The 17,234-nt window shown below is 46.1% G+C and carries 14 protein-coding genes; 7 read left to right on the plus strand and 7 right to left on the minus strand.

Annotation, left to right across the window (positions count from 1 at the left end):
• Positions 1-3 precede the first annotated feature (3 nt).
• The 3 genes from V7Q13_RS01455 to V7Q13_RS01465 form a co-directional block, all read right to left on the minus strand.
• Positions 4-2,601 carry a cation-translocating P-type ATPase gene (locus V7Q13_RS01455; protein WP_333798902.1) on the minus strand — a complete coding sequence of 866 codons (2,598 nt, stop codon included), beginning with the start codon at positions 2,599-2,601 and terminating at the stop codon, positions 4-6.
• A gap of 185 nt (positions 2,602-2,786) precedes the next feature.
• The gene (locus V7Q13_RS01460) at positions 2,787-3,023 is read right to left on the minus strand and encodes a hypothetical protein (RefSeq protein ID WP_333798903.1); all 237 of its coding nucleotides are present in this window, start codon (positions 3,021-3,023) and stop codon (positions 2,787-2,789) included.
• Between the two features lie 287 nt (positions 3,024-3,310).
• The gene (locus tag V7Q13_RS01465; protein WP_333798904.1) at positions 3,311-3,580 is read right to left on the minus strand and encodes a hypothetical protein; all 270 of its coding nucleotides are present in this window, start codon (positions 3,578-3,580) and stop codon (positions 3,311-3,313) included.
• A 151-nt stretch (positions 3,581-3,731) separates the two neighbouring features.
• On the opposite strand from V7Q13_RS01465, the gene dnaK reads away from it, so the two are divergent.
• The 7 genes from dnaK to V7Q13_RS01500 all read left to right on the plus strand — a co-directional run bounded on the left by dnaK (position 3,732) and on the right by V7Q13_RS01500 (position 12,890).
• Positions 3,732-5,636: a molecular chaperone DnaK gene (dnaK, locus tag V7Q13_RS01470; RefSeq protein ID WP_333798905.1), complete on the plus strand. Its 1,905-nt coding sequence runs from the start codon at positions 3,732-3,734 to the stop codon at positions 5,634-5,636.
• A 145-nt stretch (positions 5,637-5,781) separates the two neighbouring features.
• Positions 5,782-7,098: an alpha-L-fucosidase gene (locus V7Q13_RS01475; RefSeq protein ID WP_333798906.1), complete on the plus strand. Its 1,317-nt coding sequence runs from the start codon at positions 5,782-5,784 to the stop codon at positions 7,096-7,098.
• A gap of 157 nt (positions 7,099-7,255) precedes the next feature.
• On the plus strand, positions 7,256-7,735 hold the full coding sequence (locus V7Q13_RS01480) for a hypothetical protein (RefSeq protein ID WP_333798907.1): 480 nt from the start codon (positions 7,256-7,258) through the stop codon (positions 7,733-7,735).
• A 38-nt stretch (positions 7,736-7,773) separates the two neighbouring features.
• Positions 7,774-8,328, plus strand: coding sequence for a phage tail protein (locus tag V7Q13_RS01485; RefSeq protein ID WP_333798908.1), 555 nt, complete (start codon positions 7,774-7,776; stop codon positions 8,326-8,328).
• Positions 8,329-8,895: 567 nt separating this feature from the next.
• The gene (locus V7Q13_RS01490) at positions 8,896-9,510 is read left to right on the plus strand and encodes a hypothetical protein (protein WP_333798909.1); all 615 of its coding nucleotides are present in this window, start codon (positions 8,896-8,898) and stop codon (positions 9,508-9,510) included.
• 173 nt (positions 9,511-9,683) lie between these two features.
• Positions 9,684-12,398, plus strand: coding sequence for an FG-GAP-like repeat-containing protein (locus V7Q13_RS01495; protein WP_333798910.1), 2,715 nt, complete (start codon positions 9,684-9,686; stop codon positions 12,396-12,398).
• Positions 12,399-12,425: 27 nt separating this feature from the next.
• Positions 12,426-12,890 (plus strand): hypothetical protein, encoded by a 465-nt coding sequence (locus V7Q13_RS01500; protein ID WP_333798911.1) that lies wholly within the window; start codon positions 12,426-12,428, stop codon positions 12,888-12,890.
• A gap of 65 nt (positions 12,891-12,955) precedes the next feature.
• Here V7Q13_RS01500 and V7Q13_RS01505 read toward each other — a convergent pair whose 3' ends face one another.
• The 4 genes from V7Q13_RS01505 to V7Q13_RS01520 all read right to left on the minus strand — a co-directional run bounded on the left by V7Q13_RS01505 (position 12,956) and on the right by V7Q13_RS01520 (position 17,166).
• Positions 12,956-14,002: a patatin-like phospholipase family protein gene (locus V7Q13_RS01505; RefSeq protein ID WP_333798912.1), complete on the minus strand. Its 1,047-nt coding sequence runs from the start codon at positions 14,000-14,002 to the stop codon at positions 12,956-12,958.
• 50 nt (positions 14,003-14,052) lie between these two features.
• Complete coding sequence (locus tag V7Q13_RS01510) at positions 14,053-14,742, minus strand: spheroidene monooxygenase (RefSeq protein ID WP_333799368.1); 690 nt, start codon at positions 14,740-14,742, stop codon at positions 14,053-14,055.
• Positions 14,743-14,812: 70 nt separating this feature from the next.
• Entirely contained in the window at positions 14,813-15,583 is a 771-nt protein-coding gene (locus tag V7Q13_RS01515; RefSeq protein WP_333798913.1) for an FkbM family methyltransferase, read from the minus strand.
• Entirely contained in the window at positions 15,583-17,166 is a 1,584-nt protein-coding gene (locus V7Q13_RS01520; RefSeq protein ID WP_333798914.1) for a S41 family peptidase, read from the minus strand. Before V7Q13_RS01520 ends, V7Q13_RS01515 begins: the two co-directional genes overlap by 1 nt.
• Positions 17,167-17,234: the final 68 nt, after the last annotated feature.

Genomic DNA, 17,234 nt, shown 5'->3' on the forward strand with positions numbered 1-17,234 from the left:
CCTTCACATATCCACCTGTGGCAGCCGTTGTTTCTTCCGCCTGCTGTTCGAAATTTTCTTTTCAATTTCTACCGCAATAAATACCAGCGAAGAAGCCGCACCTACCAGTAAAAATTCCTTCAGCGTCAAAGCTTCAGTTTGAAAAACGGGTTGCAAAAATGGAATGTAAGTAATGGCTATTTGCAATAGCAAAGCCAGTGCTACAGCGGCTATCAGTGGTTTGTTGGAAAACATGCCTACAGAGAAAAAAGATTGCGTTTCGGAACGGATGGCCAATACATGCCCCATCTGGCTCAAGCAAAGCACGTTGAACACAATTGATTGCCAGTGCAAACCATGATTGATAGCCCAGGCCTGTGCCGATAGCGCAATGCCTGCCATAAGCATACCTACCCAAATCATGTGCAGTCCGCGGCCGTTGGCAAACACACTTTGCTGTGGTGGCCGTGGTGGTCTGTCCATTACATTTTTCTCCGCTTTTTCAAACGACAATGAAATGGCGGGTAATCCATCGGACACCAGATTGATCCACAAAATATGAATGGGCAGCAGCGCCACCGGCAAGCCAATCATGGGCCCAAGGAGCAGTGTCCAAAGTTCGCCTGAGTTGGTGGTCATCAGGTATTTGATGAACTTTAAAATGTTGTCGTAAATGCGGCGGCCTTCCCGCACTGCTTTTACAATGGTTGAAAAATTATCGTCGAGCAAAATCATGTGGGCCGCTTCCTTCGAAACATCAGTACCCGTAATGCCCATGGCAATACCAATATTGGCCCGCTTGAGTGAAGGCGCATCGTTTACACCATCGCCGGTCATGGCTACATAGTGCCCTTTTTGTTGCAGCATTTTTACAATCTGCAATTTTTGCTCCGGCGATACACGGGCATATACTTTAATCCTTTCCACTTTCGATAAAAAGCTGTCATCATCCATAGCCGCTAATTGTTGGCCAGTTATCACCAGGTCTTTTTCGTTGTTCAAAATGCCAATGCGTTCGGCAATGGTTTTCGCCGTAAGTGGGTGGTCGCCGGTTATCATTACCGGAACTATGCCTGCAGTTTTACATTGCTTCACGGCATCAAACACTTCTTCCCGTGGTGGATCTATTATGCCCGTCAACCCCAAAAACTGAAGGTCGGTTTCATGCAGGTCTGCACTCAGGTCGTGGGGCAATTCATCCCACATTCGGTAAGCAAAGCCCAATATCCGATGGCCCTTTGCAGCCATCTCATCTACCGTTTGCTGCATGGCCGATAAGTCAATATTTCCGCACCGTTGTAGCAAAATATCGGGGGCACCTTTGGTAAAAGAAATGACAGCATTGTTGTAGCTGTGAAAAGTAGTCATCAATTTTCGGTCAGCATCAAATGCAATTTCTGCGAGGCGTGGCCAGGCATCTGCTGCAATGTGTTGATCTTTGGCTACTTCCATCAGCGCAACTTCGGTGCTGTCACCTTTTATATTGTTGTCATCATCTGTTACAGTATCATTGTTCAGGGCAAAAGCATGCAGCAAAAGCTTTACGTTGTTGGATTGTTGTACATCAGCAATGGCGTTTCTTTCGTACAGTTTTCCATCTACCAAAATGGCTTCTACATGCATTTTATTTTTGGTGAGGGTGCCTGTTTTATCGGTACAGATATAGGTAACGGAGCCCAGTGTTTCTACGGCAGGTAATTTCCGGATGAGGCTATTGAACCGGATCATTCTTTTGGCGGCCAGTGCCAGCGAAATGGTAATAACAGCAGGCAGTGCTTCGGGTATGGCTGCTACTGCCAGTGATATACTGGTCATAATCATTTTCACCACATCTTCTCCCCGCAGCCAGCCCGCCACAAAAAATAAAATGCACAGCAGCAATACCAGCACCGATAATTTTTTTCCAAAAGCGGCTAAGCGCTGTTGCAGTGGTGTGAGTGATTCATCTTCCTGCAGCATTTTGGCTATGCGGCCCAGTTCTGTTTGCATACCGGTGGCCACCACCACTGCCGTACCTCTGCCGTAGGTTACAAATGTTCCTTTAAACGCCATGTTTCTTTTGTCGCCCAGCGGTATATCATCCAGTTCCAGCCGTTCCGATATTTTATCTATGGCATGCGATTCGCCGGTGAGTGCAGCTTCTTCTATTTTCAGGTTTACCGATTCTACAATACGCACATCGGCAGGTAGGGCATTGCCGGCTTCGAGCAGCACCACATCGCCCGGTACCAGTGAGGTGGCTGGTAGCCAGCTACTGGTACCATCCCGTAGCACCCGTGCTTGTGTTACCGCCATTTGCTTGAGTGCCTGCATGGCTTTTTCGGCTCTGTATTCCTGAAAAAAACCAATGATGGCATTCAGTAAAACAATTACTAAAATCACAATCGTATCGGTAAGGTCGCCTATGATGCCGGAGATGATGGCTGCCGCCAGCAATATCAAAATCATCACGTCTTTAAATTGTGCCAGCAGTATGCCCAATACACTTTTCTTTTTTCCTTCCTGCAATTCGTTGGGCCCAAATTCTATCAGTTTTTCTTCAGCTGCCGTGCTACGCAAACCATGTTCACTACTGCCAAGCAGTTCAAATGTTTCGGGGATAGTAAGTTTATGCCAGTTCATGTAAACGTTTGTTTTTGGGCTAATTACAGTTGCCATTAAAGATATTTGAAATGGTTGTTGGCCCTTATTGGTTTTTATAACCAATGTGTATGCAAAACCTGCATGAATTACTTTGAAAGCAACCGCACAAAATTGAGCAGGTTACACCACCAAAAGGTGCTGTTTAAAAAAACAATACTCATCTTTTATAGCTGATTTTTTTTCTTGCGGAAAATACCCATCAAAATGTGCGTAAGAAAAAAGAGTTGAGCCAGCAGAAACAGGAGTACAATTGCTGCCATCGCATTTTGCGATTGTTGCATGGCTTCGAAACTTTTGTTGGCCGTGGAAGCAAAATTGCGGGCATCAGTTAAAAGTGCCACCGTGAGCAACCATAGAGGAATAATGCTGAGTAAAACATGCAGCCAATTGAGCCAGCGCAAGAAAAAGATTCGCCGGCAAAGCCAACTCAAAGCCCATAAAAGCAGAGACAGGATGGCAAACAAATAAACAAGTTGTTGATGGGCAATGATGTAGTAAGTATCGTGAAGATGAATGTCTAAAACGCTGGATGAATTGCTGAAAAATGCAGCGATAACCAGTAGCAAAATACCGCTGGCCAAAAGAAGGTGTCGGGGGAGGAGGCGTTTCAACGGATTTTATTTTTGTATTGTTTTTTTGCTCATGATAGGCGAATGGCACCAGCACTGTATGCTTACAGAATAACCCATTAATCTTCAGGCTTCCATTGCCAAAGCAGGAATATAAACAACATTCCAAATGCGGCAATAGTCAGAACAATGGTCAGGTCATCGCCCTGAAAATGGGGAGCCCCCAGCAAGACAATAAAAAAAGCCACCAAAAACAACATTACTGCCACAAGCACAACAAGCAATACTTTTCTTAAGGTCTTCATGAATGGTTGTTCATTTATCTGTAAACTTAGTGGTACAGTAAAAAACAACGGCTCTTTTTCTGTCAGCTTTTGCCATTTACTCATGCCTGACAGTCAGCATTTCAGGCACTTCTACCATTCTGCCAGCTGCTTTTCTGTCATTTTTTCACCCTTGCATGGCGTGGCATAATCATTGACAATCAGTAAGCGATGCCTCAAGCATCATACATTTGTAAAGTCTAAATCATACATAATCATGGGAAAAATTATTGGAATCGACCTGGGAACCACCAACAGTTGTGTATCTGTAATGGAAGGCAATGAGCCGGTGGTAATCGCCAACGAAGAGGGCCGTCGGACGACACCGTCTATCGTGGGCTTTCTGAAAAATGGCGAACGCAAAGTGGGCGACCCCGCTAAGCGTCAGGCCATTACCAACCCTATTAATACCATAACCAGCGTAAAACGCTTTATGGGCCGCCGCTTCGATGAAGTGGGCGAAGAAATCAGCCACTGGAGCTACAAAGTAGCCAAGGGCGACAACAACACGGTACGTATCGACATTGATGGCCGCCTGTACACACCTCAGGAAATTAGCGCCATGGTGTTGCAGAAAATGAAGAAAACTGCCGAAGATTACCTCGGTCAGGAAGTGACTGAAGCGGTAATTACCGTGCCAGCTTACTTTAATGATGCGCAGCGGCAGGCCACCAAAGAAGCCGGTGAAATTGCCGGTCTTAATGTGCGTCGTATTGTAAACGAACCTACCGCTGCCGCTTTGGCATACGGTCTCGATAAAAAACACGCCGACCAAATGATTGCCGTGTTCGACCTCGGTGGTGGTACGTTTGATATCTCTGTACTGGAACTGGGCGACGGTGTATTCGAAGTAAAATCTACCAACGGTGATACCCACCTCGGTGGCGACGACTTTGATAAAGTGATCATGGACTGGTTGGCCGACGAGTTCAAAGCTCAGGAAAGCATTGACCTGCGCAAAGATCCCATGGCATTGCAGCGCTTGAAAGAAGCCGCTGAAAAAGCCAAGATTGAGCTGAGCTCTTCTACCGAAACAGAAATCAACCTGCCTTACATCACTGCGGTAGACGGTGTGCCCAAGCACCTGGTGCTGAAGCTGAGCCGTGCCAAGTTTGAAGCCCTGGCCGACAATCTGTTTACCCGCATGTTTAAGCCTTGCGAGCAAGCATTGAAAGATGCCGGCCTCAGCGCATCACAAATCAACGAAGTGATTTTGGTGGGTGGTTCTACCCGAATTCCTAAAGTACAGGAGCTGGTAGAAAAGTTCTTTGGCAAGAAACCTAACCGTGGTGTAAACCCCGATGAAGTAGTAGCCGTAGGTGCCGCCATTCAGGGTGCCGTACTCACCGGCGAAGTGAAAGATGTACTGCTGCTCGACGTAACGCCACTGAGCCTCGGTATTGAAACACTCGGTGGTGTAATGACCACTTTGATTCCTGCCAACACTACCATTCCTACCAAGAAAAGTGAAGTGTTCAGCACGGCTGCCGATAACCAGCCCGGTGTTCAAATTCATGTATTGCAGGGCGAACGTACCAAGTCGGCCGATAACAAAAGCCTCGGTATTTTCAACCTCGATGGCATACCGCCGGCACCACGTGGCGTACCACAAATTGAAGTGACTTTCGATATCGATGCCAACGGTCTCATTCACGTAAGTGCCAAAGACAAAGGCACCGGCAAAGAGCAGAAGATTCACATCGAAGCGGGTAGCGGCCTCAGCAAAGAGGAAATTGAAAAGATGAAGAACGAAGCCAAGGCCAACGAAGAAAGCGACAAGGCAGAACGGGAACGCATCGAAAAAATCAATCAGGCCGATAGCCTCATTTTCCAGACAGAAAAGCAACTGAAGGAATACGGCGACAAAGTACCTGCTGATAAAAAAGCACCTATCGAAGCTGCTTTGGCTGAGTTGAAAGAAGCGCATAAGAGCCAGGATCTGGCCCGTATTGAAGCCGGTACTGCCAAGCTCAACGAGGCATGGACAGCTGCCAGTCAGGAAATATACAATGCCATGAACCAGCAAGGTGGTGCCGAGCAACCCGGTGCTGATGCAGGTGCACAGCAGGGTAGTGCCAAAAGCGACACCGTAGAGGACGCACAGTTTGAAGAAGTTAAATAAACAACCGCTTGGTTGTTGCACACAGCGGCTGTTCCCAAAAGGAGCAGCCGTTTTTTTATTAGAATATTTATTTATGACTGAAAAGCGATAACCCGTGATTTCGAATACAGGTATCTGTACTTTTCCGCTGCAAAAAAATGATGCTATGCGTAAATGGATTGCTGCTTTTACCCTGTTGTTTTCGCTGACCGGAACAGCGCAGGTAACTCCTGATTCTGCCAAACTCGAATGGTTTAGAGATGCCAAACTCGGCATCTTTATTCACTGGGGCATTTACTCAGTAAATGGCGTAGATGAAAGTTGGAGCTTTCACAACAAACTCATTGGCTACCCGGAGTACATGGCACAACTGAAAGGGTTTACTGCCAGTAAGTATAACCCCGAAGCATGGGCGGCACTCATAAAAGAAAGCGGTGCACAGTACAGCGTTATTACCACCAAACACCACGATGGGGTGGCTTTGTACGACAGCAAGCTGAGCACGTTAGATGTGGTAAATAGTACGCCCGCCAAAAAAGATTTGCTGACTCCTTTTTTTCAGGCCATTCGCAAGCAAGGCATTAAAGCCGGTGCCTATTTTTCATTGATTGATTGGAGCCGCAATGATTATCCCGGTTTTCTGAAAGACAGCAGTCGTTATAAAGTAATAGATGAACCAACTCGCTGGCAACAGTTTCAGCAGTTTTGCCATGGGCAAATCAATGAAGTGATGACCAACTTCAATCCTGACCTCATTTGGTTTGATGGCGATTGGGAGCACAGTGCTGAAGAATGGAATGCTGCTAAAATTCGGCAGGATATTTTGAACAAGAATCCCAAAGCCATCATCAATGCCCGCTTACAAGGCTATGGCGATTATGCCACGCCGGAGCAGCACATACCTGTAAGCCGGCCCAGTGGCGATGTGTGGGAACTGTGCATGACCAGCAATAAAAACTGGGGCTATCATCCAGATGATACGGCGTATAAAACACCTTACGAACTCATTGCCATTTTTGCAGATGTTATTAGTAATGGCGGCAACTTGTTGTTTGACATTGGCCCGAGAGAAGACGGCTGGATTCCTGACGAACAAGTGCATCTGTTGAAAGAATTGGGTAAGTGGAACAAGAAACACGCAGCAGCCATTTTTGGCACCCGTGCCGGTTTGCCTTACGGGCATTACTATGGCCCGAGTACGTTGAGCAAGGATTCTACAACGCTCTATTTATTTATGCCGTACAACGCCACAGGCAAAGCGGTAATAAAAGGGTTGAACAATGAGATTGCCTCTATTAAAGTAATAGGTACCAATGCCGCTTTGCCACACAAGGTAGTAGGCAAAATAAGTTGGAGCCATGTACCCGGTATTGTGTATGTAGATGATATACCTGCCACCGCAAAAGATGTATACATGACAGTGCTTGAAGTAAAGCTGAAAGGCAAGTTGAGTTTGTATAGGGGTAAAGGAGGGTTTCAATAAAATTTTCACCGAAATAATATGTGATGGGCGGTCGACATTTGATGAGTGTTGAGATTTCGTATGTGAAAAAGACGCATTTTTTTTTGGGCAGATATAAATTTTGAGATGTTGCGGAATAGTTACATCTTTCGATTCTTAAACAGATTAAAGTTTCAGCATGTCGAACAATGAAAAGGCATTTGAAGCATCTGTACAGTTTATCAAGAGCCTTGGAATCAACGTTATCTTCAAACCCCTGAATCCGGCGCAGATTTTGCCCGGTATTAGTATTGAGCAAGGAGCGATTTTCATAGATGAGAAACAATTGCTGTTTCCTGGTGATGTGTTGCATGAAGCCGGACACATTGCAATAGTGCCTTTGGCAGAAAGGCATACGTTGAACAAAGAGACGATTGGTAAACGCACCGATGCTCCAGCAGAAGAGATGATGGCCATTGCATGGTCGTATGCCGCTTGTATTCACTTGCAGCTGCCACCTGAGTTTGTATTGCATGATGATGGATACAAAGGCGGCGGCTCTAGCATTTGCGAAAATTTTAAAAACGGTCAATACTTTGGCGTACCCATGCTTGAGTACAGGGGCATGTGTTGTCAGGATAATCCATTTCCAAACATGAAAAATTGGTTAGCACCTTAATATTTTTTCTCATTTACTCACTCCAAAAAACAAAAAACATGGATCCATTTCTCGGCATGATCTGCATTTTCGGCTTCAACTTTCCCCCACGTGGCTGGGCTTTTTGCCAGGGGCAACTTTTGAGCATTGCACAAAACACTGCATTGTTCTCTTTGCTTGGCACCACGTATGGTGGCAATGGTCAAACAACTTTTGCATTACCAGATTTAAGGGGCCGGGTACCATTGGGCCAAGGGCAAGGGCCGGGTTTGCCAAACTATACTCTTGGCGAAATAGCTGGAAGTACAACTACAACACTTCTTACTACTAATATGCCACAGCATATCCATCAGGTATCATTATCAATTCCGGTAGCTTCTACAGCTGGTACCGAGGCTGCACCAGCCAACGGATTATCTACGCTTGCAGCTGCTGTAGATGGCTCAGGTTTGGAAGTAATGACCTATACACAGGCAACAGCAGACCGGACTTTGAAGCCGTTTGTAGCCAATACGGGCATTGCCGGCGGTTCTCAGCCTTTTAATAATATGCAGCCTTACCTCGCTGTAAATTATTGCATTGCAATGCAAGGTATTTTCCCTTCAAGAAACTAATTTATAGAAGTATAACCACCAGCGCATTTGTGTAAGCAAATGGCTGGTGGATTCGTTTGAAATATGAAAGTTGGATTGCTGTTTCCACAAAGCGAATTATTTCCTGCCATCAGGCGGGATTTAATGCTTGGGCTAAGTATTGCACAAAAAAAAGAGCCACTTACTCAGTGGGAAATTGTGCCCGAGTTCATCGGGGCTGGTGCAGTTGCACAAGTAGAGTCGGCTATTAATAAATGCAAATACCAGCACGACTGTGATGTGGTTATTGCATGGGTAAATAGTAAAGTAATGCTATCGTTGCAGCCAGTAATTGCGCAACTTCAAATGCCTGTAATAGTGCTGAATGTTGGTGAACACCTGTCATCACCCGATTGGCGGCAACCGTACTTGTTTTTTCATACAGCTGAACTTTGGCGTAGTCAATTGGTACTAGCAGAATGGATGCAAACAACGTTTGGCGGCGATTGCTGCATCAATACATCATTGTTTGATAGTGGTTACGGCTTGATAGAGGCGTACAAACTGGGCTTGGGCAGGGCAGGTGGCACACAACTGCATTTGAACGTTTTGAAAAATCCTCCCGGAGATTTTCAAACAGCATCATTGTTCGACTCATTAGCTACACTGCAAACAGGTCATGTTCATGCGCTGCTGTCCGGAGGCGAGTCTGTTGATTTTCTGCTGCACTATGATGCTAAAACTCAGCAACAAAGACCGCCACTATCGGTATCACCATTTATGCTGGAAGAACCAATACCTCCGACATGCTCACTGCAAGAAGCTTACACTGCTTCAACCTGGCAATTGAATAAAACAGGAGATGAAGAAAGTTTGGTTTTTTGGTTGCAACAACAGCCGGAATTGCCCAATGTTTTTCAACTGCTGTCCTTCGAAGCAGGGTTAGTATTGGCTGAAACCTGCAAGACTTTTTCAAACAGCCCCGGCATGCAAAATGCATTAGCTGCAGCTGCGGTACAAGGGCCAAGAGGAACCATTTCTTTGGCACAATTACCTCACGAAAAAAGTAGTTCAGTCATACTTGAGAAAATCAGGATTGACGCCGGGAATATTTTACGTGAATCTATTGATGAAATTGTTTTCGACAGCAGTGCTGATACCAATTTGTTTAGCAGTGCAAAACAGGCCGTAACCGGTTGGCACAATCCATACTTGTTTTTATAATCACTTTCTAACAAAGTAAAACACACGCTATGCAACAAAAAATTTACCCACTAGTAAAACGGCTATTTGCCCATGCCGTTAAGCATGGATTGCTTGCGGTAGGTATAATTTGTCTCGGTTTGACATCGGGTATGGCCCAAACTTTTACCGAGGTAAACTCATCTACGCACAACATGCGGAATATTAATGCAACCATTGCTGCCACCGCCAGTTCTTTCCTTATTGGCGATTTTCAGGGCAATGATGGAGACATTGATTTGATTGGCAGAAACACCACCAACAACGGATTAGTATTTTGGCGCCACAATGGTAACACTAGTGACTGGACCCAATTGACAGGTGCATCAAGTCCTGTGAATGGCATTACATGGGGTACAGCTTCTGCCAATAATTTCACCTTAGGTAACCTGGCAGTGCTGGATGCCGATGGTGATGGTGATTTAGATATTTACAACAGGGCACCCAATGAATTATACCGCAATGATGCCGGTACTTTTACAAGGGTAACTGGGGCATCAAATCCCATGAATGGCATAACAGCTTCTATGGCTAATGTAGCCAGTGCGTTTATTACAGGCGATTTTGATGGCGATGGCGATTTGGATTTGGTTGGCCGTCCTGCTACTTTACCGGGTACCCCAGTATATTGGCGCAATGGCGGAGCAGGTGGTTGGACACAATTAACAGGCGGTTCCAATCCTTTCAATTCAATTTCAATAGCAACAGCGGCTGCTTTTACTGCTGGCAACCTTGCTCTTGTAGATGCAGATGGCAATGGTACCATTGACATTTACAACAAAGGGGCAAACGTAGTGTATTCAAGAAGTGGTTCTACTTTCAGTGAATTGAGTGGTGGAAGCAATCCAATGAATGCCATTGCTGCTACGCTCAATACGTCTGCTTCTGCATTTATTACTGCCGATTTAGATTCTGATGGCGACCGTGATTTATTGGGTAGAAATGCTGCCAATTCCGCGTTGGTATATTGGCGTAAAGATGCCGGCAGTACATGGACGCAGGTTACAACTGGTAATCCTTTTTCTTCGCTAATCATCACTGCTGCAGGTGATTTTACGCAACTATCTATAGGTGTGTTGGATACAGACAAGGATGGTGATGTAGACATCTTTAACAGTGGTAAAAATGTGCAATATGCACAGCAAGGTGTTGCCCCAACATTGAGCAGCACCGTGCCAACAAACTTTGCTACATCTATTGTGCCTTCTGCTAACCTGAGTATGACTTTTAGCGAAAACATTGCTTTGAGTAACGGGGCTGCCGGAACAGGAAATGTAACTGGTGCCGGAGATATTACCATCAAACGTTTGTCGGATAATTCGCTGGTAGAAAGAATTAATGTTGTCAGCAATGTTGCCTTGTTAAGTATTTCCGGAGCAGTGCTTACCATTAATCCTGCATCCAATTTGCCAGCCGGTACACAAGTATATGTAGAGGTAGGTGGAAATGCCATTAAATCTTCGGGTTCAAATTTGGTGTTTGCCGGCATTAATCAAACTAACGTATTTCAGTTTACCACACTGGCATTGCCTGTTGTAACAACCAATCCATCTAATGCCACCGAGTGTTCGGGCTTTGGGGTAAGTTATACTGCAGCGGGTACGGGTGTTACTGGCTATCAGTGGCAAGAATCTACTACTGCTGGCTTTGCTTCGCCCACCAATCTTACCAACACGGGCGTGTACAGTGGTGCTACCTCTGCTACTTTGAGCATTTCAAATGTTGCCGGTTTGAACGGACGCTACTATCGTTGTGTATTAACCAATGCCGCGGGTTCTGTTAATACCACAGCAGCAACACTCACTGTAGGCACAACAGCTTTGCCAGCTACAAATCTTACCTATGGTCAGAATGTGAGCAACAATAAGTTTCAAAATGCCAGCTGCGAATTGTTGGGCAATATTGTTCCGAAAGTTGTAGGTGCTGGAACTCCTGTTTCTGGTTCTGTTTCCATAAAAACATGGGTTAAGCCTACAGCTACCAGCTATCAGAGCATTACCTACGCAAGGCGTATTTATGAAATTACTCCTGCTACTAACCCGGCTACATCATCTGGTACTGTTACGTTGTATTATTCTCAGGCCGATTTCGACAACTTTAATTCAGTTCCCAATGGCTTGGATTTGCCCACCGGACCAACAGACAATGCCGGTAAAGCAAACCTGCGTATTTCTAAACTCAATGGTAGCAGTAGCGATAATAGTGGTAATCCCAATACATATCCTGGTCCCGGTACTGTTATCAATCCTGATGATGCCAATATTGTTTGGAATGCAACGCTCAATTTGTGGCAGGTTACGTTTGATGTGGAGGGTTTCAGCAGCTTCTTCATCCAAACAAGTACACTATTGTTGCCTGTGAAGCTGGTTTCGTTTACAGCATCTGCAACGGCATCTGGTGCTGTAGAGCTGAACTGGAAAGTAGCCGGACAGGAAAACATGCGGAGCTATCAGATACAGCGTAGCAATGGTACCGGAGCATTTGCACAGGTTGGCGCAGTACCAGCAACTGCTGCAACTTCAGCCAGCTTCAGTTACACCGATGCTGTGGTGCCGGGCCTCTGGTATTACCGCTTGCAAATGGTAGATGCAGATGGTAGCTTTACCTACAGTCCGGTAGTTGTAATTGATAATCGTACTGCAAAAGCTGCTGTATCATTGTATCCAAACCCTGCCAAGGATAAGGTGCTGATTACAGTACAAAACGCTGCTGCACAATTATCAGCCCGGTTGATTGATGCTCAGGGTAGGGTTGTAACCTCATTTGTAATGCGCAGCAATACACATGAGCTCAATATGCAATCGCTGTCAGCAGGTTTGTACCAATTGGTATTATCTGATGGGCGTAGTTTCAAACTGGTAAAAGAATAACTTGAACCCATTAAAACGTGATGAGATATGATGGAACGCAAACAGTTCTTACTCAATATGGTGAAGCTAATGCCAGCAATGGCGTTAGCTCCATCAGTAGTATTTGCAAAAAACCAAGATGCCGTAATGCAATGTGAGCAGGTGTTGTTGGGCCAGGCCCAGCCGGTTGTTCTTCAGGCCAAGGGTACAACCCAACACATTCAACAAGCCATTGCTGTGAGCTACCAAAACAACATGTTTTGGATTACCGACATCTGGGGCAAACAGTATCGCACCAGCAATTTGTTGGTGCATGCAGCTGAATTGGAAATTTCTCCTGCACTCAATGAAGTAATGTTGAATGTAGCCGGTGTACAAACCAGCTTGCATTTGGAAACCACCAAAAAAGCAAATCACCCGCAGCTGCGTTGTTTCAGTACAGCAAAGCTGACCACTGATATGATGGAACGCTGGATGGCATCACCTAAGCCAACATTGGTGGCACTTTCGTAATATGACTTCCTTTTGTTGCAAAAAGACCTGCACGTTTTGTGCAGGTCTTTTTTTGTTTTTGCTAATCATGCGTAAGCTATCAGCTTGGTCACAATCTCCTCAATCAACGCATCGTGTTTGGCTACATAGTGTAAGCCAGCTTCATGCAGGTTTTTCAGGTTCTCGTCCGATACATCATCCATTTCGCTACTGGCATCTTGCAGGGCTGGTTCCAATCGGTAGTAGTCCTGCTCATCTTCTTCTGATAATGTGTTGAACATCTTTTGCAAATGGTAATCTACCGTTTCACTATTGCCACTCATCATGATGTCGATAACGATTGGCAGCCATGCAATCAAGCCTGCGTTCTTAATTTTATCGTAATGATAGGGCGTTTTTACCGTTCCCGTTCCTACAGAAATAATCAACATGTCTTTAGCAGAAGGGAAGTCAGGCTTGTGTGGCGCTACTTCTTTGCTAAACCGAATGGTGCGGGCTTCGCTATACGCTGCCAGCGCTGGATTATTTACAAACACACCGCCATCAACCAGCGTGTATTCGGCACCTTGCTCCGATGAAATTTTGGCAGGTTCAAAATAGGTGGGGGCTGCAGAGGTAGCCCGGCACACATCTTTCAGTTTGTAGTTGTAAATCTTTTTGCCACCCCTGGCATCTACACTATTAAAAAAATGGGCCCGCCGGTTGCGTATGTCGTAAGCGGTAATGAGGCAGGGGCGAAGCAGATCGTCGAGCTCCGTGTCGCCAAAATATTCCGCCAGCAATTTTTCGATGTGCTTGCTCGGATACATTTCGTTGAATACCACATAAAGCTTAGCCACTTTCGACAGAAATTCCATTTGAAAAATATCCTTGCCATTGTTTAGGTACAAGTCTAGGGCGTCTTTTGCGGCAAACTTCGGCCGGTTGTCGGGGCCCGGGCAGAGGTATATGCTGGTGAGAATACCGCCTGTACTGGTACCTGCTATCAGGTCAACAAAGTCGGCAATGCGGGCATCTGGGTTGCCGGTGCGCATTTGCAACCGGTTTTCAATTTCTACCATAATGGTGGCCGGGATGATTCCCCTGATGCCACCACCATCTAAAGAAAGAATACGAATTTTTGTGCGGGCCATATTGTGCTTGTTTTCAGGTAAAATACACACTTGCCGCCGGGCATACAAAACTAATTGGCGGGTAAATGATTCGCCGTCTGCCCGAGTTGTTGTTCAAGGGAGGGCAATTCCCAGGTACGAATGATGCGGAAACGGACAAACATTTCTTCGCTGTACCACTTTTCGGCGTAGGTTTTTTTAATCACTTCGCGGTGCTCATGCATTTGATAGGCAAATGCCTGCATGGCTTGCTTGCTCTCCCATATGCTGAAAGTAGCCTGCTTTATGAACGGTACTTCGCCAATACCGTAGCTGGTAATAAAGCCGGGAGCCCCCGCCATTTGCCGGGCCACCTGGTCTACATGTTGCCAAAAAGCTTTGGCCCTGCTCAGCCGTATGGTGGCTCTCGTCATTACCGCTATCGGGCCTTCCCAGTCGCCGGCTTTTCGCTCTAAAGGACCGAAAACCTCACGGCCATTCCAAAGGCCATGGCCTTCTTTGGGTTCCAGTAAAAGAGCCTGCACCTTACCGTTCCATAATGAAATGAGATCACTAATGATATCTCCCAAACACCTTCGCTGAAGTTTCTCCAGACTAATTGTTTCCCATCTGTCAGCAATCCATGTTTTAGGAATCACCACCATAATGCTCCATTGTTTCCAATCGGGTACAATGTCAAAAGTGCCGTTTCTGCCACTGCCCATCAGCCGCCAAAAGGAAATTTTCTTGTTGAGCCAAAGGGGAAGCCTGAATAAAGCCATCGACAAAAAGCCCGGTTTGAAACTTTTGTAACGGATGATAAAGAGAACCGCTACAAGAGGTTCCTGTTGATTATGCCCGGTGGATGAGTTTTTCAATAGATGAGATTTTACCGGCAGGTATACAAATCAGGTCGCCAATGAGCTGCTGCTGCGCATCTGGATAGGGTACCAGTTTGTCCTGCTGTACATAGAACAGCTGGTAGCCCATTTCGTTGAACATGCGGTGCAAAATGAGTTTGTTCTCGCCGTCGGTTTCTACCTGAACAATGGGTTGATGGCTTTCAATCACAGCCCGCATAGCTGGCAATACAGGTACTTCATAGCCTTCGATATCACATTTTAAGTAATGAATATCAGTGAGTTGTCCGAATAGTTTAGCAGGGTGTTTGAGCTCCACTTCAAATATTTCTGGTGCAACCTGCTTCTCCGATTCGGTCAACACTTTCATGAGGCCATGGCGGTGCTGCTCGGCAAACGGCAGGCCCATGCTGATGGTACCTTCCTGTTCGCCCAATGCATAGGGTAGCACTTGCACCTGTGGTAAATGACAGGTATTGGCCAGCAATATTTCTCTGTAGAGTTGAATGGGTTCAACGGAAAGCACCTTTCCCTTGCTGCCGACCAACCGGGCAAACTCCGTGGAGTAATAGCCGAGGTTGGCGCCTATATCAATCACCGTTTGGCCCTTACCAATGAGGTGGCGGACAAAATAGTGTACCGTGTATGCCGGATTCTTTTTCAGCCACTGTCGTCGGAAGCTGAACAAAAATATCCTGGAAGTGAGGCGTAGGTAAGCCTGTCTGCCTAGCAATTGAATAAGGATGGCTTTCAGTTGTTTCACTATTTGCTGATTGATTTGAGAGTTTGCAATGCCTGCTGCAACAGTTTATCGGTAGGCTGCAGCGTTTCATAAAAGGCATTGTTTCGCCATTGGTATCGGGCCATATTAGCTTTGATAATCAATAGAATATCATTTTTTACCGAAACCGATACTTCAGGTATTTTTACGCTGTCTTGTTGAAGTTGAATAGTGTACATGTCCCAGGTGTTGGCTGGTAACTGATATTGCTTGATGAAGTCTGAAGGCGTTTTGTATTGCGTCAGGCTGCCCTTCATTTGCTGAAACAAGCGGAAGCTGAAATCACCAATGCGGTTGCCGCTGAAGAGTGGCAAGCTGCCTTGAGGTACCCGGCTGCTGTCGAAAGCTACGGTGATGTCGGGAGTAATGCCACCGCCACCGTATACCTTTTTACCTGCCCGTGTCGTGTACACTTCCTTACTTTTTTGAAGGCTGCTGTCGTCTTTTGCGGGGTTTCTTTCCAGTACTTCATGCTGATAATCGTTGCGGCTGCCATTGTATGGTTTTTGAATACTGCGGCCGGAAGGCGTATAGTAGCGGGCTACGGTAATGCGAACAGCACCTCCATTGGCCAGATCGTATTGTTCTTGCACCAGTCCTTTGCCAAAACTGCGCCGTCCAATGATGGTGCCGCGGTCATTGTCTTGCAGGGCGCCGGCCAATACCTCACTGGCACTGGCACTAAACTCATCAATGAGTACTACCAGCGGTTCTTTTTCAAAAATGCCGGGCTTCGTGCTTTGTATTTCTTTGTTTTTGACATGGGAGCCACGGGTGCTCACAATAGAAAGTCCGTCGGGAAGCAACTCGTCGGCAATGTTAGTCGCTTCGGTGAGGATGCCACCGGTGTTGCCCCGCAAATCGAGAATCATCTTTTTCATGCCCTTTGCCTGCAGGCCTGTGGCTGCATCCATGAACTCTTTATAAGTGGTTTCGCTAAACTTGTTGAGCTTGATGTAGCCAACGCCGGGTTCAGCCATGTAGGCTGCTTCAACTGAAGGCAGCGGTACATTGCCACGGGTAATGGTATAGGTTTGGGTTTTACCATCCCGTAGGGCAGTCACTTCTACTTTAGTATTATAATCACCACGAAGCAATTTTCGCAACTCGCTGCCTTTCAATTTATTGCCAGCTATTACTTTGTCGTATACTTTAATAATTCTGTCGCCGGTTTTGAGGCCTGCTTTGGCACTTGGTCCGTTTTCCACCACATACACCACATTCATGGTGTCGTTAATCATCTGGTATTCTACACCAATACCGCTAAAGCCACCTTCAAGGTCGGCATTGGCTTCGGCCAGCTCTTGGGCAGGAATGAAAACGGTATGCGGATCGAGGTGGTTGAGCATGGCCTGAATGCCATCGGCCTCCATGGAATCGAGACTCACAGAATCGACATATTTATATTGAACCAAATCGAGCACCTGCTGAATGGCCGACCGGTTTTTGTTGCTGCTACTGGTGCGGCCACTACTGCCCGCCAGTTGAAAGCCCGCTAATATGCCCAGTGCCAATGCCAGCCCGATAAACAAGGGTAGCCAAACCTGCAGTTTTCTATTTTCCATTATATGTTGCCCTGTACTTTTGACCAGCGAAAGTACAAGTTGCAGGCTAATGCCATTTGTACAAAAAG

The sequence above is a fragment of the Phnomibacter sp. genome, assembly GCF_036803085.1.
GTDB lineage: Bacteria > Bacteroidota > Bacteroidia > Chitinophagales > Chitinophagaceae > Phnomibacter.